This is a genomic window from Bradyrhizobium sp. B120, from assembly GCF_049075665.1.
Classification (GTDB): Bacteria; Pseudomonadota; Alphaproteobacteria; order Rhizobiales; family Xanthobacteraceae; genus Bradyrhizobium.
In genome coordinates this window covers 2,596,400-2,618,188 of the sequence record NZ_CP185242.1, presented here as the reverse complement: position 1 = coordinate 2,618,188, position 21,789 = coordinate 2,596,400, and the positions used below count along the sequence as shown (strand labels likewise).

Below are 21,789 nucleotides of genomic sequence, written 5' to 3'. Positions count from 1 at the left end.
GGCATGCAACTTTCCGTCAACGGGTCAGACACCTTCATCGCGACCGGCGGCAAGCCGTTCGATACGTCGCTGCCGGCCGTCGTGATGATCCACGGCGCCGGCTTCGACTCTTCGACCTGGGCGCTGCACAGCCGCTGGTTCGCCCATCACGGCTATTCCGTGCTGTCGCCGGATCTGCCCGGCCACGGCCGCTCCGCCGGCAAACCGATCGCGACCATTGCCGAGATGGCCGACTGGATCGCCGCGCTGATCACCGCCGCCGGCGCAACGAAGGCGCGGCTGATCGGCCATTCGATGGGCTCGCTGATCGCAATCGAGACTTCGGCGCGGCATCCCGACAAGGTCTCCGGCCTCGCGCTGATCGGCACCGCCGCGACCATGACGGTCGGCCCCGATCTCCTGAAAGCCGCCGAGGCCAATGATGTCGCCGCGATCGACATGGTCTCGATCTGGGGCCTCGGCTTCAAGGCCGAGCTCGGCGGCAGCCTCGCGCCCGGCCTGTGGATGCACCAGGGCGCGCAGCGGGTGCTGCAGGAGGCCAAGCCGGGCGTGCTGTACAACGACCTCAACGCCTGCAACGCCTACCGGAACGCGCTCACCGCCGCGGCTGCGGTCAAGGTGCCCGCGACCTTCGTCCTCGGCGAGCGCGACATGATGACCCCCGCCAAGGCCGGCAAGGCGCTCGCCGCAGCGACGCCGAATGCCCGCACTGTCGTGCTGCCAGGCGCCGGCCACATGATGATGGTCGAGCAGCCCGACGAGCTACTGGCGGCGCTGCAGTAGCGGAGCCGCGGGTTCCTCTTCCTTTCCCCTGTGGGAGAAGCTCGCGCTGACGCAAGTCCGTGCCGGATGAGCGCCGTCAAAAAATCGAAAACAACCCCATGCAAAGTAGCAGGGCGGCGGCGGCAATCGGACAAGCAACTTGACACGTCGGGCAACTCAGCGATATCTTCTGTTATTCCGAAAATACCGCGAACGCCCAGTCCGACAGCGTAGGCTGTCCGTCGCCAAGAGCGAATTAGCTTGCCTTGCGTTGAGTCCTTTTGCACTCTCAGCTCAGGAGGCCGATGCATGAAGATGAAGACAATGACCGTCGCGTGCTCTCTCGGAACGGCCCTGGTGCTGTGTAACCTCGGGACGTCAGGTGCTGAGGCCCGGACGCGGAAGGCACAAGTCGTTCATGAACGAACGAGGGTCGTGATCTCGACACCCGTGATAACGCCGACTCCGTGGGATTATTATCTTGTTCCACGATATCGCTATCGCCCTGAAGACGACCGGGTCGATCCATACGGGCCGCCCCTGGTGTCGTCTTGGGACCTCTATGAGGGGTGGCGGTGGCCGTACTGGTGGTGAACAGCGATCACACCAAACAGGTCGCGTTCCGGGAGAAATAGTGACCGTTCCCTGACGGACGCGGCGGTGGAGCATAACGCCGGGACAAGATCGCGCATCGTGATGCTGCGTAGTGGCTACGGACCGCTGTGGGTCAAATGCCGCCATTGGGGGTCCAACCGGGCGGCGTCCGCTCTATGGTGGCCCAAAGCTTTCGTCCTTGTTGGGCCGCTGCGGCGGCGTTCGCCCGGTTCGGTTACGGGAGCGGCGGGTTCGAAAGGCTGCGCCTGAGCAAGACCGGCTCCCAGAAGAATCGGGCGGCTTCGGACGTCGCCTCGTGCCGGCAAATTCCGATGTCTTTGAGGTATTCGGCTTTGTGCCTGAGGTCGGCAAGAAGCTCCGCCCTGAAGCGGGCGCGTTGGTACCAGGTGACGAACAGCGCGAGGGGCGCCAAGCCGCGCAGATGAAAATCCCTTGTGGGGAGAATAGTGTCGGAGATGCCCATTTGGGACTTCGCCTGGGGCGCATTCGCCGCCTCAGAAAATGCCGTGTGCGTCATCGCTGACTTCCTCCATCGAGCGGCAAAAGACGAAAGAGATCGCGTGATGACCTCTTGACCTTGTCGTGGGCAGCTTCACCCCAGTCGAGAACTTGATCGTCCTGTTTGGTCAATGCGATCTCTTGGCTGATGGCCGTTGTGAAGCCGGAATGCAAAGGGATCAGTCAGGGAGCGCTGACGCCCGGCATCGGACCGGTCGGGCGGATCGATACCTTGGCCGGTCGCTGCTGCGCGAAAGCTGCGAAGGCAATCAGAAATGTGCATGCTAGGACGATGAAAGAGACGGGACGCCGTCGCCTCTCCGTCTGGTCGCCCCCGGGCTTCTCAAGCCGGCGCGCGCCCGTTGTTGTGCGCATCGTTGTTCTCCCGACGACGTTACGGGAGAGGATCTGTCTTCCCAGCACCCGTGCCGAATATGGCGCCACGCGAGGCTTCTGAGAACTACCTAGAAAGGTGGTTCGCTGTGCTTTATGTTTGCCCGCGCCGGCTCGGCTTCCTGCACAGGTTGGGAATGACATGCATCTCTCGACCGACCCCACCGATCCGCAAAATCAAGAAGTCTATGCACTCTGGGATCAGCTGGCCGAGTTCTCTGTCGTCGACGGTGACGCCGCGCTGATACACCTGCTGTCCGCGCTGCGTACTATGTTGTCGGCACGCAATGTGCTATGGGGTGCCGTCGTGCGATTGCCTTCGCCGAAGCGGGCGGATCCCTTGCTCGGCTGGCGTCCGCGCCTCGTCAGGGTGCTGGACCCGATACCGGCGGTGGCGGCGTCGGTGCAGAAGCAGTACGATACGCTCTGGTCCGACGACGTCGACCTGTCTCAGATCCTTTCTATGTCGGGCGATGAGCCGTTCCGCGTCCGCCTGCTGTTCGAAGCGCTGCCGCCGGAATGGTTCGAGGGCAAGCACTATCGGCGGCACTATCTGGACGTCGGCTTCGCCGACAGCATCTCCGTGCGCATTGCGCTCAATGACGACGTGAGGATTCGTCTGTTCGTGTTTCGCGATGCGCAGGCGCCCCGCTTTACGGCGCAGGACGGCCAGCGTCTGGGCTTCGTCATGCGCGCCTTGAGATGGTTTCACCGAGAACAATTGCTCAGCCACGGGCTGCTCATCGCCAACGCGCCCCTCACACCCGCTGAACGCCGCGTGTTGCTCGCCCTGCTCGACGGGGACACCGAAAGCCGGATCGCGCAGAAGCTCGACCAAAGTCCGAACACCACGCATTTCCACGTCAAATCGATCTACGCCAAGTTCGGCGTGCGCAACCGCCCGTCGCTCTCTGCGCTCTGGCTTGGCAAGCTGCGATAACGAACTGAAGCCGCAGTCCGGCGATGACGCCTTTGAGTTTTAGGATGGCATCCATCGCTGTATACCCAGCCTCCCGAACGTCAGCTAAGGGTCACAACCGGCGAAGCTCACGATGAGCGCAAGATTTCCGCTTCGCCTCCAAGACCCGACATTTTTGCAAGAGCACCACCACCCAGGCGGTCGGAAAGAATTTCCACGCGGCTGCCTGCGGCACGCGTCGGACGGAGTAGCATTGCCGCAGCCCTTCTCCCCTTGTGGCGCGAAGCGCCGGATGAGGGGTTCTCTCCACAGATGAGATCGCGGAGGCAGACCCCTCACCCCGCTTCGCCGCGCGAAGCGACCCTCTCCCACATCCGCCTTCGCCAAGGCTACGGCGGACATGAGGGGAGAGGGTGCATCTCGCGCGCGGATGGGCCCAGGATCACTGCTTCGCAGGCTTCCGCTCGATCGGGTGGATCTCGATCGCGCGCAGGCGACCGAGGCGGAGCACGTCCATCGACAGGGTCCGGTCGATCCGGCTGTGATCGAGCGCGCGGATCAGGTCGTCGACACCGTGGATCTCGATGCCGTCGAGCCTGATCACGACGTCGCCGGGCAACAGGCTGGCGCGCGCGGCCGGACTGTCCGGCTCGATCTGCATCAGGAGCGCACCCATCTTGTTCTCGACGCCGGCGAGCACCGCATGCCGCCGCGGCACCGGCGCGGTTTGCCCGGCGACGCCGATATAGGCGCGGCGGACATAGCCGTGGCGGATGATCTCCGACAGCACGAACTGCGCGGTGTTGCTGGCGACCGCAAAGCAGATGCCCTGCGCGCCGTTGATGATCGCGGTGTTGATGCCGATCACCTCGCCTTTCGACGACACCAGCGGCCCACCGGAATTGCCGGGATTGAGCGCGGCATCGGTCTGGATCACGTCCTCGATGGTGCGCCCGCTGACCGAGCGGATCGAGCGGCCGAGCGCCGATACCACGCCGGCGGTCACCGTCGATTCAAAGCCGAGCGGATTGCCGATCGCGACCACGAGCTGGCCGCGCCGCAAGGTCTTGGAGTTGCCGAGCGAAGCATAGGCCAGATCGCGCGCGCCGTCGGCCCGCAGCAGCGCCAGATCGGTGTCGGGATCGACGCCGAGCACATGGGCATCGGTGTCAAATCCCTCGGTGTCGCGCAGGCGGATCTCCCTCGACGATCCGACCACATGGCTGTTGGTCAGCACGAACCCGTCGGGCGAGATCACGATGCCCGAGCCGAGCCCGCCGCGCTCGCGCGCATTGCGCACCTTGGGTCCGGTTTCGACCCGGACCACGGCGGGACCGACGCGGTCGGTGACGTCGATCACGGCATTGGAATAGGCGTCCAGCAACGCCCGGTCATCTGTTTGAGCAGCATCAGCCGCCCGCGATGACGGCGTGTCAGCGGCGGCAACTGAGGTAAAATCCAGCATGGCGAGAGTCCTTTGGTCTCCTCAAATGGTGACCGGCTCCCGCCGCCGCAAGTGGTTACGCCCGCACCTGCCCGATCGACTAGGGTGCCCGCCGCAACGTGCCGCCGCGCGCCTTGACCGGATCGAGCAGCGACCAGTCGCCGTCCGGAAGCACGTGGCCCTTCGGGAACGGCGCGCGCGGCTCGAGCCCGAGCGAGCGCAGCACGCGGTCGTCGCGGTAGTAGCATTGCAGCACGACGCGAACGAGCGTCGCCGCGGCAGCGCCGCCACGGCTACGAAACTCCTGCGCTACCGCATCGCGCCTGGCATCGTCGAGCTCGGCGAGCGGCTTGCCGGCAAGCTGCGCCAGATGATCCAGCGCCTGCGCAACCAGCGCCGTATCGCGGCCCAGCGTTGCGAGCATGTCGGCCTGGATCGCGGCATCATCCGCCCCCGGCACCTTGTACTCGGCGCTTTCGGGCACGATCATCGCGGCGACAGTGCGCAGATCGGCGCGCTGGGCTGCGGTCAGTTGTTTTGCATCGGACATGTCGGTCTCAGTCGAACAAATTGGCGAGGCGCTGCTTCATCTGGTCGGCGATGTAGAGCGCAAGGGCCTGGATGGTGGAGGTCGGGTTCACGCCACCCGAGGTGACGAAGATGCTGCCGTCGACGATGAACAGGTTCTTCACGTCGTGCGAGCGGCCCCATTCGTTGACCACCGAGCGCGCGGGATCGGTCCCCATCCGCGCGGTGCCGAGCAGATGCCAACCGCCCCAGGGGATCGGATCGTTGATGCAGATGTCGGTGGCGCCGGCGGCCTCGAGAATCTCCCTCCCCCGCGCCAGGCCGTGATCCATCATCTTCCGGCTGTTCGGGCTGATCGTGTAGTCGATCTTCGGCGCCGGGATGCCGTGGCTGTCCTTCAGGACCGGATCGAGCGTGACGCGGTTATGCTCCTCCGGCAGATCCTCGCAGATCGCCGACACCGCGAGACGATGACCGTTGAGCTTGCGGAACACGCGGTGATGATCCCCACCCCAGGGCAGGATGCCCTTCTGCTCGCTCGCGACCGCCTCGAACACCGGGCCGGCGCCGCGGCCGAACTGGATGCCGTAGCCGCGGACGAAGCCGCGCGACAGGTCGGTGTCGTAGAACTCCTTGCTCCACAGGCAGGTCGGCGGCGCGCGGTTGCTGTCGGTCGGCTCCTTCACGTAGCCGTAGACCTGCGCGTAGGGGTGAAACATCAGGTTCTTGCCGACCAGGCCGGATGAATTGGCGAGGCCGTTCGGGAATTTCCCCGACACCGAATTGAGCAGAAGCCGCGGCGTGCCGACGCCGTTGCAGGCGATGATGACGACCTCGGCCGGCTGGAATTGCTCGGCGCCATCCTTGTCGTAATAGACGACGCCGGAGGCCATGCCGTGCTCGTTGGTCAGGATCTCGCGCACCCGGCAATGCGTCTTGAGCTCGACCCCGGCGCGGATCGCGTGCGGCCAGTAGGTGATATCGGTCGAGGCCTTGGCGCCCTGCGCGCAGGCCGGCGTGCAATGGCCGAGATTGATGCAGCGCGCCCTGCCCTCGTAATCCATCGTCGCGACCGTGGTGTCCGACGGCCACCAGTGCCAGCCGAGCTCGTTCATGGCCTTGCCGATCAGCGGGCCTGACAGCCCGAGCGGCTGCTGCGGCATCGGCGGATGGCTGAGCGGCGACAGCGGATCGCCCGACAGGCCCGAGACGCCCATCATGCGATCGTTCTCCTCGAAGAACGGCGTCAGCGCGTCGTAATCGATCGGCCAGTCGTCGGCGACGCCGTCGAGCGTCTTGACCTTGAAGTCGGACGGATGCAGCCGCGGCCAGTGCGCGGTGTACATCACGGTCGAGCCGCCGACGGCGTTGAAATTGACGACCTTGATCGGCGAATTGTCGTCATTGATCGGGTAGTCCTCGGGCCGCTTGCGGACATTCGGGCTGGTCGCCCACTCGCCGTAGAATTTCGCCTCCCAGTCGCGGCCGGTGCTCGGATATTCGGCAGGGTTCATCCAGCCGCCCTGGTCGAGGCAGAGGATATGCATCTTGGTGTCGGCGAGGCTCCAGGCTATCGCAGCGCCGGAGGCGCCGGCGCCGATGATCAGGACGTCAACGGGATCGTTCTTCATTCTTGTTTCCTGGCGATTCTCCCGTCATTGCGAGCGAAGCGAAGCAATCCATCCTTCCCGCGTTGCGAGGTGGATTGCTTCGTCGCTTCGCTCCTCGCAATGACGGCGTGGGCTGGCTCAATTCACGATTCTCACCGGCAAGCTTCGTATACCGCGGATGAAATTGGAATAGAGCCTTTGCGGCGGGCCCATCAGCTCAAAACGCAGATCGCGCGCCAACACCTCCTCCCAGAGGATGCGCAATTGCTGCTCGGCGAGGCGGTCGCCGACGCAGCGGTGGATGCCGGCGCCGAAGGCGAGATGCTGGCGCGGCTTGGCGCGGTCGATGATGAATTCATCGGCGCGCTCGATCTTGTCCTCGTCGCGGTTGCCGGAGATGTACCACATCACGACCTTGTCGCCCTTTTTGATCCGGCGGCCCGCAAGCTCGACATCGTTGCGCGCGGTGCGGCGCATGTGCAGCACCGGCGTGTGGTAGCGGATGGTTTCGGACACCAGGTTCGGGATCAGCTCCGGCCTCCCGCGGACCAGCTCGAACTGCCCGGGGTTCTCGCACAGCGCCATCAGGCCTGCCGACATCGAGTTGCGCGTGGTGTCGTTGCCGCCGACGATCAAAAGCCCAATCGTGCCGATGAACTCGCGCGGCTCCAGATTCCGCGTCGCCTCCGAATGCGCCAGCATCGAGATCAAATCGAAGGTCGGCGGCGCGTCGACCCGCGCGTCCCAAAGCTTGCGGAAATATTCTCCCATCTTGATCAGCTCGGCGGTGCGTTCAGCCTCCGAATGCACCACCGCGTCGGGGGACTCGATGTTGGCGATTGCGACATCCGACCACCAGGTCAGCTTGGCGCGGTCTTCCGCGGGAAAATCGAACAGCGTCGCCAACATCATGTTGGTGAGGTCGACCGAGACCCGCTCCGCCCAGTCGAAGGTCTCGTTGCGCGGCAGCGCGTCGAGCACGGCCGAGGTGCGTTTACGGATGAGCGCATCGAAATTGGCGAGGTTCGACGGCGCCACGATCGGCGCGACCGTGCGGCGCTGCGCGGTGTGGCCGGGCGGGTCCATGCGGATGAAGCTCGGCCGCTCCTGCCCCTTCGGTTGGTCAGCGACCTGGATACCGCCGAGCTCGGAGGCCGAGGAATAGTTCTGGTGGTCCAGCTCGACCGCAAAGATGTCGTCGTAGCGTGTCACCGACCAGTACGGACCGTAGGCCGAGGCCTCGCAATAATGCACGGGATCGTCGCGGCGGAGCTGTGCGAACAGCGGCCGCCAGGTGTCGTCCTGATAAAGCCGGGGGTTGCTGACGTCTGTTGACGTCGGCCTGCGCAGCGCCTCTCCCATCGCTTCACTCCCATTGGTTCCGTCGCCGCTTGGCGGGCGATCGTCTTGTCGGGCCGACGATAGAGGAAATCCCGCGGCGGAGTAAAGCCGCGGAACGAACCGTCCGCCGCACGGAATGCGGAGAGGCCGGCGCACCCGGCAAATCCCGATGGCTGCCCCGCTGCTCGATGTTTGTCGGCAGCCACGAGACCGGTTAGCCTTGCGGGCAATCAACCCATCAGGGAGCGACGACAGGTGGCCGCATTGCGCCAGGACAACAGCCCGCAGTCGGCTGCGCTGGACTACGACGTCATCATCATCGGTGCCGGCCTGTCCGGCATGTACCAGCTCTACCGGCTGCGCGAGCTCGGCCTCTCGGCGCGCGTGTTCGAGGCCGGCACCGGCGTCGGCGGCACCTGGTACTGGAACCGGTATCCCGGCGCGCGCTTCGATTCCGAAAGCTATTCCTACGGCTACTCGTTCTCGAAGGAGCTGCTGCAGGAATGGGAATGGTCGGAGCATTTCGCCGGCCAGCCCGAGACCTTGCGCTACTGTAACTACGTCGCCGACAAGTTCGATCTGCGTCGCGACATCCAGTTCGAAAGCCACGTCACATCTGCGATCTACCAGGACGACGCGCGAAGCTGGCAGGTCACGCTGCAAAGCGGCGCGCGCCACAGCTGCCGCTTCCTGATCACCGCGATCGGTCCCTTGTCGACGCCGACCCTGCCGCGCGTCGAAGGCCGCGACGACTTCAAGGGGCAATCCTTTCACACCGCGCGCTGGCCGAAACAGAAAGTGGATTTCGCCGGCAAGCGCGTCGCCGTGATCGGCACCGGCGCGACCGGCATCCAGACCATCCAGACCATCGCCGGCGAAGTCGGCCACCTCACCGTGTTCCAGCGCACCGCCAACTGGGCGGCACCGCTGCACAACGGCAAGATCGACGCGGAGACCCAGGACAAGATCAAGGCCGGCTATCCCGAGATCTTTGCGCGCTGCAAGGAGACCTTCGCCTGCTTCGTGCATACGCCAGATCCGCGCGGCGCGTTCGAGGTGAGCGACGCCGAGCGCGAGGCGTTTTACGAAAAACTCTATGGCGAACGCGGCTTCGGCATCTGGCAGGGCAACTTCAGGGACATCCTGATCGACCGCAAGGCGAATGCGACGATCAGCGACTTCGTCGCGCGCAAGATCCGTGAGCGCGTGAAGAACCAGGCGGTGGCCGAGAAGCTGATCCCGACGAACCACGGCTTCGGCACGCGGCGGCTGCCGCTCGAGACCTTCTATTACGAGGTCTACAACCGCGACAATGTGGAGCTCGTCGACTTGAAGGCGACGCCGATCGAAAAGATCACGCGTGAGGGTATCCGCACCAGCGACAAGGACTACGCCTTCGACATCATCATCTACGCCACCGGCTTCGACGCCATCACCGGCAGTTTTGACAAGATCGATTTCCGTGGCGCGCATGGCGCGCGGCTGAAGGAGAAATGGACGCACGGCCCGGAAACCTATCTCGGATTGATGGTCGACGGCTTCCCCAACATGATGATGCTGATGGGCCCGCACACCGCGCTCGGCAACATCCCGCGCAGCATCGAATACAGCGTCGACTGGGTCACCGGCCTGCTCCGCTTCGCACAAGAGAAAGGCCTGACCTTTCTCGACGCCACGCCCGAGGGCACCGCCGGCTGGACCGATCACGTCAAGGCGCTCGGTGTCGGGCTTTTGTCCAACGAGGTCGATTCCTGGATGACCGGCATCAACCGCAACGTCGAGGGCAAGCAGACCCGCATCGTCGCCCGCTACAGCGGCAGCGCGCCGGCGTATCGCGCGCGGTGCGATGAGGTGGCGGCGCAAGGGTATGCGGAGTTGCGGCTGGGGTGACGCGTATTGAGGCGAAACGCGAGCCACACCCACCGCCGTCGTCCCGGCGAAAGCCGGGACCCATAACCACAGGGTTGGGTTGTTGAAGGAGGCTGTGGCCCCAGCACGGTACAACAATGAGCATCGGTGGTTATGGGTCCCGGCTTTCGCCGGGACGACACAGAGTTTGATGCACGCTTCGCTAACCCACCCTACGCAGCCTCACCACGCATCAATGCACGGGCGCTTGCGGTGCGTGCGCGGCTCGGGCTTCGGCACCGAGCGGAGGCCGGCCATGATCCAGTGCCTGGTGTCGGCGGGGTCGATCACCTCGTCGATCTCGAGCACCGAGGCGATCGAGACTGCCTTGCCGTTGGCGTAGAGCTCGGCGACCTTGGTCTGGAAATACTTCTCGCGCTCGACCGGGTCTTCGATCGCCTCCATCTCCTTGCGGAAGCCGAGGCGGACATAGCCCTCCAGGCCCATGCCGCCGAACTCGCCGGTCGGCCATGCCACCGTGAAGAACGAGGCGTGGAAGCCGCCGCCGATCATCGATTGAGCTCCTAAGCCATAGCCCTTGCGCAGCACGACGCCGAACAGCGGCACCGTGATGCTGGCGCCGGTGACGAACATCCGCGCGACATGGCGCACGATCGCGGTCTTCTCGGCCTCGGGCCCGACCATGAAGCCCGGCGTGTCGCACAGCGAGACGATCGGGATGTCGAAGGCATCGCACAGCTGCATGAAGCGCGCGGCCTTGTCGCCGGCTGCGGCATCGATCGCGCCGCCGAGATGCTTCGGATTGTTGGCGATCAGGCCGAACGGCTTGCCCTCGATGCGGATGAAGGCCGTGATCATGCCGACGCCGAAATCGCGCCGGATCTCCAGCACCGAGCCCTCGTCGGCCATCAGGTCGATCACGCTGCGGATGTCATACACCCGCAGACGATTTTCCGGGATCGCACGGCGCAGCAGCCGCTGGTCCGGCGCCTTCCAGTCCGCCACCGCGCCCTGGAAATAGGACAGATACTTCTGCGCGACCGCGGTCGCCTCTTCCTCGTCCTCGACCAGGATGTCGATCACGCCGTTCGGCGCCTGGAACGTAACAGGGCCGACCTCGGCGGGATGATAGACGCCGAGCCCGCCACCCTCGATCATCGCCGGACCGCCCATGCCGATCGAGGCGTTTTTCGTCGCGATGATGACGTCGCAGACGCCGAGCATCGCGGCGTTGCCGGCGAAGCAATAGCCCGAGACCACGCCGACCACAGGCACGAGGCCGGAGAGTTTTGCGAACTGCACGAAGGACGGGCCGTCGAGGCCGGTCATGCCGAGCCGGTCGGTATCGCCGGGACGGCCGCCGCCGCCCTCGGCATAGAACACCAGCGGCATGCGCCACTGCTCGGCGAGGCCGAGCATGCGGTCGATCTTCTTGTGGTTCATGTGCCCTTGCGTGCCGGCGAGCACGGTGTAGTCGTAGGAGATCACCATGCAGCGCGCGCCTTCGGGACCGAAGTCTTTCGCGTTGACGGTGGCGACGCCCGCGATCAGGCCGTCGGCCGGCGTGTTCTTGATGAGGTCTTCGACCTTGCGGCGGCGGCGCTGTGCCGCGATCGCGAGCGAGCCGTATTCGACGAACGAGCCCTCATCGACCAGTTGGGCGATGTTCTCGCGCGCGGTGCGCTGGTTGGTCTTGCGGCGGCGCTCCACCGAGGCCGGGCGGTTCTCGTCCAGCGTGATCGCCTTGCGCGCGATCAGTTCGCCCAAATCGGGACGGATGTGATCGAGATCGATCGCAGCCTCTTCCGCCGCATGATGGCCGTCGACCTCGGCGGGCTCGAGGAACAGGATCGGCTCGCCATGCATCAGCGTGACGCCGGGACCACCCGCGATCTTCGTCACCCGGCCGCCATACGGCGCGGTGACGAGATGCTCCATCTTCATTGATTCCAGCACCGCGATCTGCTGACCGGGACGGACCAGATCGCCTTCCGCGACCTCGATCGCGACGATCGTACCCTGCAATGGTGCCGGCACCGGCAGCGATCCCTCGGGCGCCGCCTCGATGGCGACAGCTTTGGTGGCGGCCGCCTCGCTCACCTCGAGCAGCGGCGCTGCATGCTCCTTCGCGGCGCCGACCAGCGCTGCCACGTGGGTATCGATGAAGTTGGTGCTGATCTTGTTCCGCCCAAAGCTCTGATGCGCCAGGATCGCGCCGAGGAACGGGATGTTGGTGGCGACCCCGCCGATGCGGAATTCGCGCAAGGTACGCGACGCCTTGTGCACCACGTCGGTCCATTTCGGGCTCGGCGAGTGCACGATGACCTTTGCGAGCAGCGAGTCGAACGCGGCGCTGGTCCGGTAGCCGGAATAGCCGAACGTATCGACGCGAACGCCGGGGCCCGACGGCAGGTCGAACACGCTGAGCGTGCCCCCGGTCGGCTTCGTCACACCCTTCTCGTCCATCACCTCCATGTTGACGCGGAGCTGCATCGCATAGCCGCGCGGCAGCGGCACCGCCGATTGCGCCAGCCCGAGCGAAGCCAGCGTGGCACCGGCGGCGACCGCAAGCTGCGACCGCACGAGGTCGATGCCAAGCACCGCCTCGGTGACGGTGTGCTCGACCTGCAGCCGCGGATTGGCCTCGATGAAGGCGAAGGCGCCCTCGCCCTTGCTTTCCTCTGCCTCGTCATCCACCAGGAATTCGAAAGTGCCGAGATTGTCGTAGCGCGCGGCGGAGGCGAGCTGCTTTGCCGCCTCGATGATGCGCGCACGCAAGCCGTCGCTCAGCGACGGGCTCGGCGCCACCTCGATCAGTTTCTGATTGCGGCGCTGGATGGTGCATTCGCGCTCCCAGAGATGGCTGATCGCGCCATGGCGATCGCCGATGATCTGCACCTCGATGTGGCGCGCCTTGCGGATCAACCGCTCGACATAAACAGCGTCATTGCCGAACGCCGCCTTGGCCTCCGACTGGCAGCGCGCATAGGCCTCATCCAGCTTCGCTAGGTCCTCGACCACCCGCATGCCGCGCCCGCCGCCGCCAGCGATCGCCTTGATCATCACGGCGGCATTGGCGCCGAGCGAGGTGAAGAAGGCTTTTGCCTCGTCCAACGGCGTTGCGCCCGAGGTACCGGCAATGATTGGCACGCCGCACTTTTTCGCCAGCGCCTTTGCCTTGGCCTTGTCGCCGAACAGGTCGAGTGCCTCCGGCGACGGGCCGACGAAGGTGATCTTCTCCTCGGCGCAGCGCCGCGCCAGCTGCGTGTTCTCGCTGAGGAAGCCATAGCCCGGATGCAACGCGTCACAGCCCGTGGCCTTGGCCGCCGCGATCACGGCCTCGATGTCCAGATACGCCCGCGCTCCGCGGCCGGGGATCTCATGGCTCGCGTCGGCGGATCGTACATGCAGCGAGGCGGCATCGTCGGCGGGATAGATCGCGACCGTCGCGATGCCGCTCTCGGCGGCGGCGCGGGCAATGCGGATCGCGATCTCACCGCGGTTGGCAATCAGCAATTTCTTGAACGACATGGGCGGTTCCGTGAGTTTGCTTACCTCGCCCCGCTTGCGGGGAGAGGTCGAAGCCGAAGCGAAGCGTAGGCTTCGGGTGAGGGGGAGTCTCCGCAAGCGAGCTGGCGGAGAGTCCCCCTCACCCGAAATTCGCGCTGCGCGCAAATTTCGACCTCTCCCCGCAAGCGGGGCGAGGTGAAGGGAGCGCAGCAACCCGTAAACATCTGCACGCCTAGCGATCCTTCATGGTCGGATCGAGCACAACACGCAAGGATTCTCCCAGCGCATTGAACGCCAGGGAGACGACGAGAATGGCAAGGCCCGGCGCATACATCTGCTCCGGGGCGATCTCCATATACTGATAGGCGCGCGCCAGCATGGCGCCCCAGCTCGGGTCCGGCGGCTGGATGCCGAGGCCGAGGAACGACAGGCTGGCCTCGGCCAGGAGCGCCGCGGCGAGCAGCAGCGTCACCTGCACGATGACCGGCTGCAGCGTGTTCGGCAGCACGTGGCGCCACAGCACATGCCAGGTCGGCGCGCCAAAGCCCCTCGACGCATCGACATAGAGCTCCTGCCGCACGATCAGCGTGCGGGCGCGGACGATGCGCGCCAGCGCCGGAAACATCGTGATGCCGATCGCGATCATGCCGTTGGTGAGCCCGATGCCCAGCGCGCCGGTGACCGCGATCGCCAGCACGATGGCGGGGAACGACAGGAAGGTGTCGATGATGCGGCTGATGATGTCGTCGATCCAGCCGCCGAAATAGCCGGCGACGAGGCCGACCGGCAGCCCGATCAGAACCGCGACGCCGACCGCGAGCAGGCTGGCATAGACGGTGGCCGGTGCACCGTAGATCAGGCGGGAGAAGATGTCGCGGCCGAGGTCGTCGGTGCCGAGCAGATGCAGCGGACCCGGCGGCGCGAGCATGTTGTTGACGTCCTGCGCGGTCGGCGCGTAGGGCGCGATCCAGGGCGCGCCGATTGCCACGACAACCAGCACCGCCAGCACCAGGATCGACAGCGCAGCGCGCAGATCGCCGGCCAGCCAGCGCAGGAAACGGCGAAGCCGGGTCGGCTTTGCGGGCATCTTGAGCGGAGCGAGCGCCGTGTCGGTCATTGCTCGATCCTCGGATCGACCGCGGCACACAGCAGATCGGTGATCAAATTCACTGCGATGACGACGACCACCATGGTGAAGACCACACCCTGCACGATCGGGAAATCGCGCTGGATCGCACCACGCACGATCAGGCTGCCGAGGCCGGGAATGGCGAACACCGCCTCGATCACGACAGTCGCCGCCAGCATGCGGTTGACCAGCAGGCTGATGATGGTGAGCAGATTGACGCCGACATTCTTCAGGCCGTGCTGCCAGAGGATGCGGGACATCGACAGCCCCTTGGCATGCAGCGTGCGGACATATTGCGACGACAGCACCTCCAGCAACGCGCCGCGCAGCTGGCGCGCGACCTCGGCCATGCCATAGGCCGCGATCGCGATGGCCGGCAGCAGCGCGTGCCGGATCGCATCGATCGGCGAGACGCTGAAGGATTTTGCGCCGGTCGCCGGCAGCCAGTTCAGCTTCAGCGAGAACTCTGCCACCAAAATCATCGCGAGCCAGAAGCCGGGCACCGCGACGCCGAGCGAGGCGATCATGCTGATCAGCTTGTCGACCCAGCCGTTCGGCTTGATCGCGGCCATCACGCCCATCGGAATGCCGGTGACCAGCGCCAGCACCAGCGCGATCACGACGATCAAAAGCGTATTCGGGAAGGCGCGGCCGATCGAGACCGCGACCTTCTCGCCGGTCAAAAGCGATTGCGAGAGATCGCCCTGCGCGACATGGCCGAGCCAGGCGCCATATTGCACCAGGAACGGCCGGTCGAGGCCGTAGATCTTTCTGATCTCGGTGATCCGCGCGTCGGTCGCGTTGTCGCCCGCCAGGGTCACGGCGATGTCGCCGGGCACCAGCTTGAGCAGCGCAAACACCATGAAGGTCGCGAGCAGGATCACGGGCAGCGCCTGCACCAGGCGGCTGCCGATGACCTTGACTGGTGACCGTCGTGCCATGGTTCAGCCTTCGAGCCAGACGTCGTCGTATTTCGGCTTGCCGAGGAGATTGGGCCGATAGCCCTGCACCTTCTTGTTCATGGCGACCAGCTCGAACTGGAACGCCAGCGGCACGACGAGGGCGTTCTCCATCACCAGCCGCTGCACGGTGGCGAACGCCTTGCGCCTGACCTCGATATCTTCAGACGCGCGCGAGTCCTTGATCGCGGCCTCGAGCTCGGGCGGCACGGGCGCGCGGCCGCCATTGTAATAGGCGTCCTTGGTGAACATCAGCGAATAGGTCAGGCTCGGGTCGGGGCGTCCGGTCCAGGCCGAGAGCAATCCGGCGCCCTTCTTCTCTGGACCGAAGAAGGCAGCAGAGGCTTCCGCGACCGTGCCGTTGACAAAACGCACGTTGATGCCCGCCTTGCGCAATTGCTCGATCAGGATCTCCTCACGCTGCACCGAATCCTGGTCGGTGTAACCGCCGATCTCGATCGGGGTGCCCTCCTTGAAGCCCGCCTCGGCGAGCAGCTTGCGGGCCTTGTCGGGATCGTAGGGATAGAGCTTGGCCACCTCGGCATCATAGGCCCAGTGCGACTTCGGCAGGTTCATGTAGGCCGGCTCGGCAAGGCCCGCGAGCGCGGCCTTGGCGAAGGACTCGCGGTCGATCGCAAAGTTCAGCGCCTGGCGGACCTTGACGTTGTCGAACGGCGGCTTGGCCCAATTCAGGAAGATCTGGAACACATAGAGCGTCGGGCCGTTCACCACCTTGACACTCGAGGCGCGCTCGATGATCGCCTTCTGCCGCGGCGGCAATTGATAGATCAGATCGTTCTGCCCGGCGGTGACCGAGCGGGCGCCGGTGGTGAGCTCGGGAATGATCGAGAACTCGATGCCGTCGGGACAGGGCCGGTCCGGCTTCCAGTACTTCTCGTTGCGCTTGACCACGATCTTCTCGCCGTCGGCCCAGCTGACGAAAGCATAGGCGCCGGCGCCGACCGGCTTGCGCGTCACAACGCCGCCCTCGGCCGCCTTCAGCGCCGTCGGCGACACCATCATGCCGGCGCGATCGGAGAGAATGCCGGGCAGCGCCGTGTCCGGCGTCTTCAGCTTCAAGGTCACCTGCTGCGGGCCGGAGACCTCGACCGCGTCGACCGAGAGCAGATCCGCCTTGATGTTCGACTTCGCATCGCTCCGGTTGCGATCGAGGTTGAACTTGACGGCTTCGGCATCGAGCGGGGTGCCGTCGTGGAAGGTGACGCCGGCACGGATATTGAGCACCAGCGTATTCGGATCGGTGAACTTCCAGCTTTCGGCGAGCCCCGGCTTCGGCTTCAGCGTCTCGAAATCCCACTCGACCAGCGTGTCGTACATCGTGAACAGGAACGCGTGATCGGAACCGGCGCCGCCGGTTGCCGGGTCGAGGCTCGACGGATTGGCCGGCGCTGAGATCCGCAAGGTGCCGCCCTTCTTCGGCGCGCCTTGTGCAAACGCACTGCCGCCGAGCGTGGTGCTCGCCAGCGCACCCGAGATCAGCGCCATGGCTTCACGTCGTGTCGTCATCGTCATGGCGTCGTCTCCGGTATGTTGGGCAAATAATTCGGGCGGTCGGCGAAATGGCAGGCCACCCAGTGATCGGGTTTCAGCTCGCGCCACTCGGGCACGCGGTCGGTGCAGAGCGGCTGCGCGTGCGGGCAGCGGGTGCGGAAGCGGCAGCCGGACGGCGGATCGATCGGGCTCGGCACCTCACCCTGCAGCACGATCCGCTGCGCCTCGCGCATCGCCGACGGCAGCGGCCGCGGCTCGGCCGAGAGCAGCGCGATCGTGTAGGGATGCAGCGGCCGCTCGGCAACCTCCTCGGTCGGCCCGAGCTCGACGAACTGGCCGAGATACATCACCGCGACGCGCTCGCTGATATGCGAGACCACGGCAAGATCATGGGTGATGAAGACATAGGTCAGCCCGAGATCGCGCTGCAGATCGGCAAACAGGTTGAGCACGTCGCCGCGGATCGACATGTCGAGCGCGGCCACCACCTCGTCGCAGACGATCAGCTTCGGCTTCAGCGTCAGCGCGCGGGCGATCACGACGCGCTGCTTCTGGCCGCCGGACAGCTGGTGTGGATAGCGCTCGCCGAACTCCCGCGGCAGGCCGACGCGCTCCAGTGCCTCCCGGGCCTGCCGCTCGCGCTCGGTGCGGCTGCCGACACGGGCAAGCTCGAGCGGCTCCAGCACCGAGGCCAGGATCGTCATGCGCGGGTTCAGCGCCGCGTTCGGATCCTGGAAGATGATCTGATAGTCGCGGCGATGGCTCTGGAATTTTTGGCGCGGCAGCGCCGTTGGGTCGATGCCGTCATGCAGGATGGCACCGGCGCTGGGCTTCAGCAGAAACACCAGCGCGCGGCCGATCGTGGTCTTGCCCGAGCCGGACTCGCCGATGATGCCGAAGGTCTCGCCGCGGCGGACGTCGAAATTGACGCCATCGACCGCCTTCACAGTGGCGCGGCGGTCCGAGGTCTGGAAGCGGACCTGGAGATCGCGCACCGAGATGATGGGTTCGCCGCGCTGTTCAGTGGATGCTCCGGTCATTGCGTCGCGACCTTCGCGGCAGCCGGCGCGTCGGGCGGATGCAGCGCGCCCGGCAGATTGAGCTCGGCAAAGCGCCAGCAGCGCACCTTGCGGCCACAGCCGGCATCCTGCAGCTTCTGCTCGGCCTCGCAGCCTTTGGCCGCATGCGCGCAACGGGCGCGGAAGCGGCAGCCGGCCGGCATCTCCGCGATCGACGGCACCCGCCCCGGGATCGACGGCAGTCGGCCGTGCCGCGGGCTCAAATGCGGCAGCGAGCGCAAGAGGCCGGACGTATAGGGATGCAGCGGCCGCACCAACGCTTCGTCGACGGTGGCGTCCTCGATCACCTCACCGGCATACATCGTGATCATCCGCGTGCAGGTCTCGGCGACGACGCCGAGATCATGGGTGATCAGCATCAGCGCGGTCTTCGAGGTCTCGCTGATGTCGCGCAGCAGCTCGAGGATCTGCGCCTGCACGGTGACGTCGAGTGCCGTGGTCGGCTCGTCGGCAATCAGCAGCTGCGGCCCGCAGATCAGGCTCGCCGCGATCATCACGCGCTGGCGCATGCCGCCGGAGAGCTGGTGCGGATAATCGTCGATCCGCCGCTCCGGCGAGGCGATGCCGACGCGGCGCAGCATCTCCAGCGTTTTCGCGCGGGCTTCCTCATAGCTGACATCGGTATGGACGCGCAGCGTCTCGGCAATCTGGTGGCCGACGGTGAAGACCGGATCGAGCGCGCTCATCGGCTCCTGGAAGATCATCGCGATCCGCTTGCCTCGGATCGCGCGAATCTGCCGCGCGCTGCAGGAGGCGAGATCGGTGCCGTCGAACAGGATCTTGCCGTCGAGGCCGGCAAAATTGCCCGGCAACAGCCGCAGGATCGACAGACCCGTGATGGTTTTGCCGCAGCCGCTCTCGCCGACGATGCCGACGCGCTCGCCGGGCGCGATGTCGAAGTCGATCCGCCGCGTCGCCTGCCAGATGCCTTGCGCGGTCTTGAAGCGGATACCGAGCCCGCGCACCGACAGCAGCGGCCGCGCGCCGTCGTGCGCAACCTCCGTCCTGCGCTGTGCCGGCGGCCCTGCTCCCATCACCCCACCGCCCGCTTCTTCTCTTTCACCAGCTGCTCCTCCATCAGCATCTCGGTGCCGATGATGCCCTCGCGGGTGAGCTCTTCCAGCTCGGCGTCGGAGAGGCCAAGCATGCCGGACAAGATCTCGCGATTGTGCTCGCCGAGCGTCGGCGGCACCGAGCGGATCGCAAACGGCGCATCGCCCTCGCGGAACGGCATCGACGGCTGCGGGTGCTTGCCGATGAAGGCGCGATCGACCTGCTGGATGAAGCCGCGGGCGTCGAGCTGCGGGTCTTGCAGGAGATCGATCGGCAGGCGCGCGACGCCGGAGGCGACACCGACTGCCTGCAGCGCAGCCATCGCCGCATCGGCATCGTGTGCAGAGGTCCAGGCCTCGATTGCAGCCTCGATCTCGGCCTCGACGGCGCGGCGGCCCGCGGCGGTCTTGAGCTTTGCGTCCGTTGCCCAGTCCTCGCGACCGAGCAGCCGCGCAAGTTTCGGCCACATCGCGTCGTCGGACACCGCGACCACGATCCAGTTGTCCTCGCCATCGCAGCGAAAGCAGCCATGCGGCACGAAGTCCGGATGGCGGTTGCCGTATTTCGCAGGCTGCTTACCGTCGATCGAATGCGCCACGATCCAGGGCGCGGCGAACGGCATCATGCATTCGATCTGCGCGAGATCGATGAACTGGCCCTGCCCCGTCAGTTTTGCGTGGATCAGCGCGGTCAACACTGCGGCCGCGCCGTTGAGGCCGCCGACGGCATCGCCGAACGCGGTGTGGCTCATGACCGGCGGGCCACCGGCATCGCCGACCACACTGGGCAGGCCGGAGCCCTGCTCCAGGGTCGAGCCGTAGGCGCGGCAATCGCGGTGCACGCTGCCGGCGCCGAATGCCGACATCGACATCATCACCAGCTTCGGATTGATCTTGCTCAGCACCTCGTAGCCGAGGCCGAGCTTGGGCAGCACCTCGACCGAATAATTGTCGACCACGAGGTCGGCATCGGCGAGCAGGCGCTTGGCCAGTGCAAGCCCCTTCGGCCGGGTCAGATCGAGCGTGATGCCGCGCTTGTTGCGGTTCATGATGCAGTAGCGCACCGACTTCTCGTACATCTGCTCCAGCACATAGGCCGGGCGGCGGTCGACGCCGCGCCACCAGTCCGGATACTGGGTCGCCTCGATCTTGATCACGTCAGCGCCGAGATCGGCGAGCGTGCGGGTGCAGATCGGCCCGGCCCAGCCCATCGAGAAGTCGACGACGCGGATACCTTCGAGCGGCAGGCGATTGGTCGGAGAAGGCTTCGGCACTACCGCACGCGGCGCGGCCTCGCGTCTCGCCTGCTGCTCACCAATATCAGGCACCCGGCCACCGCGGAGCGGCGGCGTTCCCGTCAATCGTTGCATGGTGCCGGCGGAGAAGCCGGCCTCGTCGCCCACCGTGATCGGGACGATGGCGCCGCGCGCACGCTTCTCTTCATCGGCGATGAGATCCGAGATCTCAGGCACCGGCACGATCGGGATCTTGCGCTTGAGACCCTCGGCGAACCATTCCTGCGCGGTGCGCTGCTTCAGCTTCGGCAGGATCTTGCCTTCGATCTCGGCGACGCGTTGCAGCCGGTCGACGCCCATCACCAATGTCGGATCGTCGCGCAGATCGGTGAGCCCGAGCATCTCGCAGAACGCGCGCCATTGCGCCGGGGTTACCGTGGTGACGCCGAGCCAGCCTTGCTTGGTTTCGTAGATGCCGACCGGAAAGGTCGGCCAGAACCGGTTGACGCCGATCCGCCGCATGATGTCGCCGCGCTGGAACGCCTCGAACATGATGTATTCGGTGACGGCGATTGAGGCCTCGAACAGGCTGAGATGGCTTTCGCGTCCGCGTCCGTCCTGCATGCGGCCGAGCGCCGACGAGGCGGCTGCGATGAAGCCCCATAGCCCGCCGAGAATCCCGGTCTGGAAGTCCGGCGCGTGCATCGGCGGGCCCTGCTCGGGTCCGACCAGCTTCACGAGCCCGGTGAGCGCGCGGATCGTGGAATCGGTCGCGACAAAATTGGCATAGGGACCGCGGTCGCCGAACCAGGCGAGATCGAGATGGATCAGGCCCGGATTGTCCCGCTTGATCGCATCGAGATCGATGCCGGGACAATTCGCCGCATCGATGCCGCGCCCGTCGAGCAGGATATCGCAGCCGGCAATCAACTCATACAGGCGCGAGGTGGCGCTCGCGTCGCTCTGGTCGAGCACGACGCTCGATTTGTTGAAGTTCAGAAGCGCAAACCACGCGCTGTGGCCCTGCGGCGTCAGCGGCGCAGTGCGGCGAAGCGGATCGCCCGCCGGCGGCTCGATCTTCTGCACATCGGCGCCGAAATCAGCGAACAGGCGCGCGCAATAGCTCGTCGCTGCCGCACTTCCGATCTCGACTATCCGCAGATGCGACAACGCGCCCATCACGCTTCCTCGCGACAAAATGACCAGCCGACGACATCGGCTGATTCAGTTTCTTGTTGCGTGAACTTGAAGCCGCGCCGACATTGTGATGCAAGTGGAATTTTCTTCCGCTTGACGGAATTCGCTGGATTGCCGCAGCACTTTGCAACAAGCGT

General features: G+C 65.6%; 15 protein-coding genes. 3 read left to right on the top strand and 12 right to left on the bottom strand.

Annotation, left to right across the window (positions count from 1 at the left end; all coding sequences use genetic code 11):
• The first annotated feature begins 3 nt into the window (after positions 1 to 3).
• A complete protein-coding gene (locus ACOIX3_RS12010; RefSeq protein ID WP_420970033.1) occupies positions 4 to 783 on the top strand; it encodes an alpha/beta fold hydrolase in 780 nt (259 codons plus the stop codon).
• A gap of 808 nt (positions 784 to 1,591) precedes the next feature.
• Here the strand turns inward: ACOIX3_RS12010 and ACOIX3_RS12005 are convergent.
• Positions 1,592 to 1,894, bottom strand: coding sequence for a hypothetical protein (locus tag ACOIX3_RS12005; RefSeq protein ID WP_342723359.1), 303 nt, complete (start codon positions 1,892 to 1,894; stop codon positions 1,592 to 1,594).
• Positions 1,895 to 2,410: 516 nt separating this feature from the next.
• On the opposite strand from ACOIX3_RS12005, the gene ACOIX3_RS12000 reads away from it, so the two are divergent.
• On the top strand, positions 2,411 to 3,208 hold the full coding sequence (locus ACOIX3_RS12000) for a helix-turn-helix transcriptional regulator (RefSeq protein WP_342723360.1): 798 nt from the start codon (positions 2,411 to 2,413) through the stop codon (positions 3,206 to 3,208).
• A 421-nt stretch (positions 3,209 to 3,629) separates the two neighbouring features.
• Here the strand turns inward: ACOIX3_RS12000 and ACOIX3_RS11995 are convergent, their stop codons facing one another.
• The 4 genes from ACOIX3_RS11995 to ACOIX3_RS11980 all read right to left on the bottom strand — a co-directional run bounded on the left by ACOIX3_RS11995 (position 3,630) and on the right by ACOIX3_RS11980 (position 8,131).
• Complete coding sequence (locus tag ACOIX3_RS11995) at positions 3,630 to 4,652, bottom strand: S1C family serine protease (RefSeq protein ID WP_420970032.1); 1,023 nt, start codon at positions 4,650 to 4,652, stop codon at positions 3,630 to 3,632.
• Positions 4,653 to 4,731: 79 nt separating this feature from the next.
• Positions 4,732 to 5,181, bottom strand: a complete 450-nt coding sequence (locus ACOIX3_RS11990; protein ID WP_420970031.1) for a hypothetical protein — start codon at positions 5,179 to 5,181, stop codon at positions 4,732 to 4,734.
• Between the two features lie 7 nt (positions 5,182 to 5,188).
• On the bottom strand, positions 5,189 to 6,790 hold the full coding sequence (locus ACOIX3_RS11985; RefSeq protein WP_420970030.1) for a GMC family oxidoreductase: 1,602 nt from the start codon (positions 6,788 to 6,790) through the stop codon (positions 5,189 to 5,191).
• Between the two features lie 117 nt (positions 6,791 to 6,907).
• Positions 6,908 to 8,131, bottom strand: coding sequence for a cytochrome P450 (locus tag ACOIX3_RS11980; protein WP_420970029.1), 1,224 nt, complete (start codon positions 8,129 to 8,131; stop codon positions 6,908 to 6,910).
• Between the two features lie 234 nt (positions 8,132 to 8,365).
• On the opposite strand from ACOIX3_RS11980, the gene ACOIX3_RS11975 reads away from it, so the two are divergent.
• A complete protein-coding gene (locus tag ACOIX3_RS11975; protein WP_420970028.1) occupies positions 8,366 to 10,000 on the top strand; it encodes a flavin-containing monooxygenase in 1,635 nt (544 codons plus the stop codon).
• A gap of 201 nt (positions 10,001 to 10,201) precedes the next feature.
• Here ACOIX3_RS11975 and ACOIX3_RS11970 read toward each other — a convergent pair whose 3' ends face one another.
• From ACOIX3_RS11970 to ACOIX3_RS11940, 7 genes are all read right to left on the bottom strand, one after another.
• Positions 10,202 to 13,510 (bottom strand): carboxyl transferase domain-containing protein, encoded by a 3,309-nt coding sequence (locus tag ACOIX3_RS11970; RefSeq protein WP_420970027.1) that lies wholly within the window; start codon positions 13,508 to 13,510, stop codon positions 10,202 to 10,204.
• A 211-nt stretch (positions 13,511 to 13,721) separates the two neighbouring features.
• Positions 13,722 to 14,606, bottom strand: coding sequence for an ABC transporter permease (locus ACOIX3_RS11965; protein ID WP_420970025.1), 885 nt, complete (start codon positions 14,604 to 14,606; stop codon positions 13,722 to 13,724).
• A complete protein-coding gene (locus ACOIX3_RS11960; RefSeq protein ID WP_420970024.1) occupies positions 14,603 to 15,559 on the bottom strand; it encodes an ABC transporter permease in 957 nt (318 codons plus the stop codon). Before ACOIX3_RS11960 ends, ACOIX3_RS11965 begins: the two co-directional genes overlap by 4 nt.
• A 3-nt stretch (positions 15,560 to 15,562) precedes the next feature.
• The gene (locus tag ACOIX3_RS11955) at positions 15,563 to 17,110 is read right to left on the bottom strand and encodes an ABC transporter substrate-binding protein (protein WP_420970023.1); all 1,548 of its coding nucleotides are present in this window, start codon (positions 17,108 to 17,110) and stop codon (positions 15,563 to 15,565) included.
• A complete protein-coding gene (locus ACOIX3_RS11950; protein ID WP_420970022.1) occupies positions 17,107 to 18,129 on the bottom strand; it encodes an ABC transporter ATP-binding protein in 1,023 nt (340 codons plus the stop codon). The genes ACOIX3_RS11955 and ACOIX3_RS11950 overlap by 4 nt, the downstream gene beginning before the upstream one ends.
• Positions 18,126 to 19,202, bottom strand: a complete 1,077-nt coding sequence (locus tag ACOIX3_RS11945) for an ABC transporter ATP-binding protein (protein ID WP_420970021.1) — start codon at positions 19,200 to 19,202, stop codon at positions 18,126 to 18,128. Before ACOIX3_RS11945 ends, ACOIX3_RS11950 begins: the two co-directional genes overlap by 4 nt.
• Entirely contained in the window at positions 19,202 to 21,634 is a 2,433-nt protein-coding gene (locus tag ACOIX3_RS11940; protein ID WP_420970019.1) for a CaiB/BaiF CoA transferase family protein, read from the bottom strand. The genes ACOIX3_RS11945 and ACOIX3_RS11940 overlap by 1 nt, the downstream gene beginning before the upstream one ends.
• Positions 21,635 to 21,789 lie beyond the last annotated feature (155 nt).

Bases quoted from the DNA above. Each gene is read 5' to 3' on its own strand.
- ACOIX3_RS11955 (WP_420970023.1), bottom strand. From the start codon at position 17,110: ATGACGATGACGACACGACGTGAAGCCATGGCGCTGATCTCGGGTGCG.
- ACOIX3_RS11945 (WP_420970021.1), bottom strand. From the start codon at position 19,202: ATGGGAGCAGGGCCGCCGGCACAGCGCAGGACGGAGGTTGCGCACGAC.
- ACOIX3_RS12000 (WP_342723360.1), top strand. From the start codon at position 2,411: ATGCATCTCTCGACCGACCCCACCGATCCGCAAAATCAAGAAGTCTAT.
- ACOIX3_RS11950 (WP_420970022.1), bottom strand. From the start codon at position 18,129: ATGACCGGAGCATCCACTGAACAGCGCGGCGAACCCATCATCTCGGTG.
- ACOIX3_RS11960 (WP_420970024.1), bottom strand. From the start codon at position 15,559: ATGGCACGACGGTCACCAGTCAAGGTCATCGGCAGCCGCCTGGTGCAG.
- ACOIX3_RS11985 (WP_420970030.1), bottom strand. From the start codon at position 6,790: ATGAAGAACGATCCCGTTGACGTCCTGATCATCGGCGCCGGCGCCTCC.
- ACOIX3_RS11990 (WP_420970031.1), bottom strand. From the start codon at position 5,181: ATGTCCGATGCAAAACAACTGACCGCAGCCCAGCGCGCCGATCTGCGC.
- ACOIX3_RS12005 (WP_342723359.1), bottom strand. From the start codon at position 1,894: ATGACGCACACGGCATTTTCTGAGGCGGCGAATGCGCCCCAGGCGAAG.
- ACOIX3_RS11995 (WP_420970032.1), bottom strand. From the start codon at position 4,652: ATGCTGGATTTTACCTCAGTTGCCGCCGCTGACACGCCGTCATCGCGG.
- ACOIX3_RS11965 (WP_420970025.1), bottom strand. From the start codon at position 14,606: ATGACCGACACGGCGCTCGCTCCGCTCAAGATGCCCGCAAAGCCGACC.
- ACOIX3_RS11970 (WP_420970027.1), bottom strand. From the start codon at position 13,510: ATGTCGTTCAAGAAATTGCTGATTGCCAACCGCGGTGAGATCGCGATC.
- ACOIX3_RS11940 (WP_420970019.1), bottom strand. From the start codon at position 21,634: ATGGGCGCGTTGTCGCATCTGCGGATAGTCGAGATCGGAAGTGCGGCA.
- ACOIX3_RS12010 (WP_420970033.1), top strand. From the start codon at position 4: ATGCAACTTTCCGTCAACGGGTCAGACACCTTCATCGCGACCGGCGGC.
- ACOIX3_RS11980 (WP_420970029.1), bottom strand. From the start codon at position 8,131: ATGGGAGAGGCGCTGCGCAGGCCGACGTCAACAGACGTCAGCAACCCC.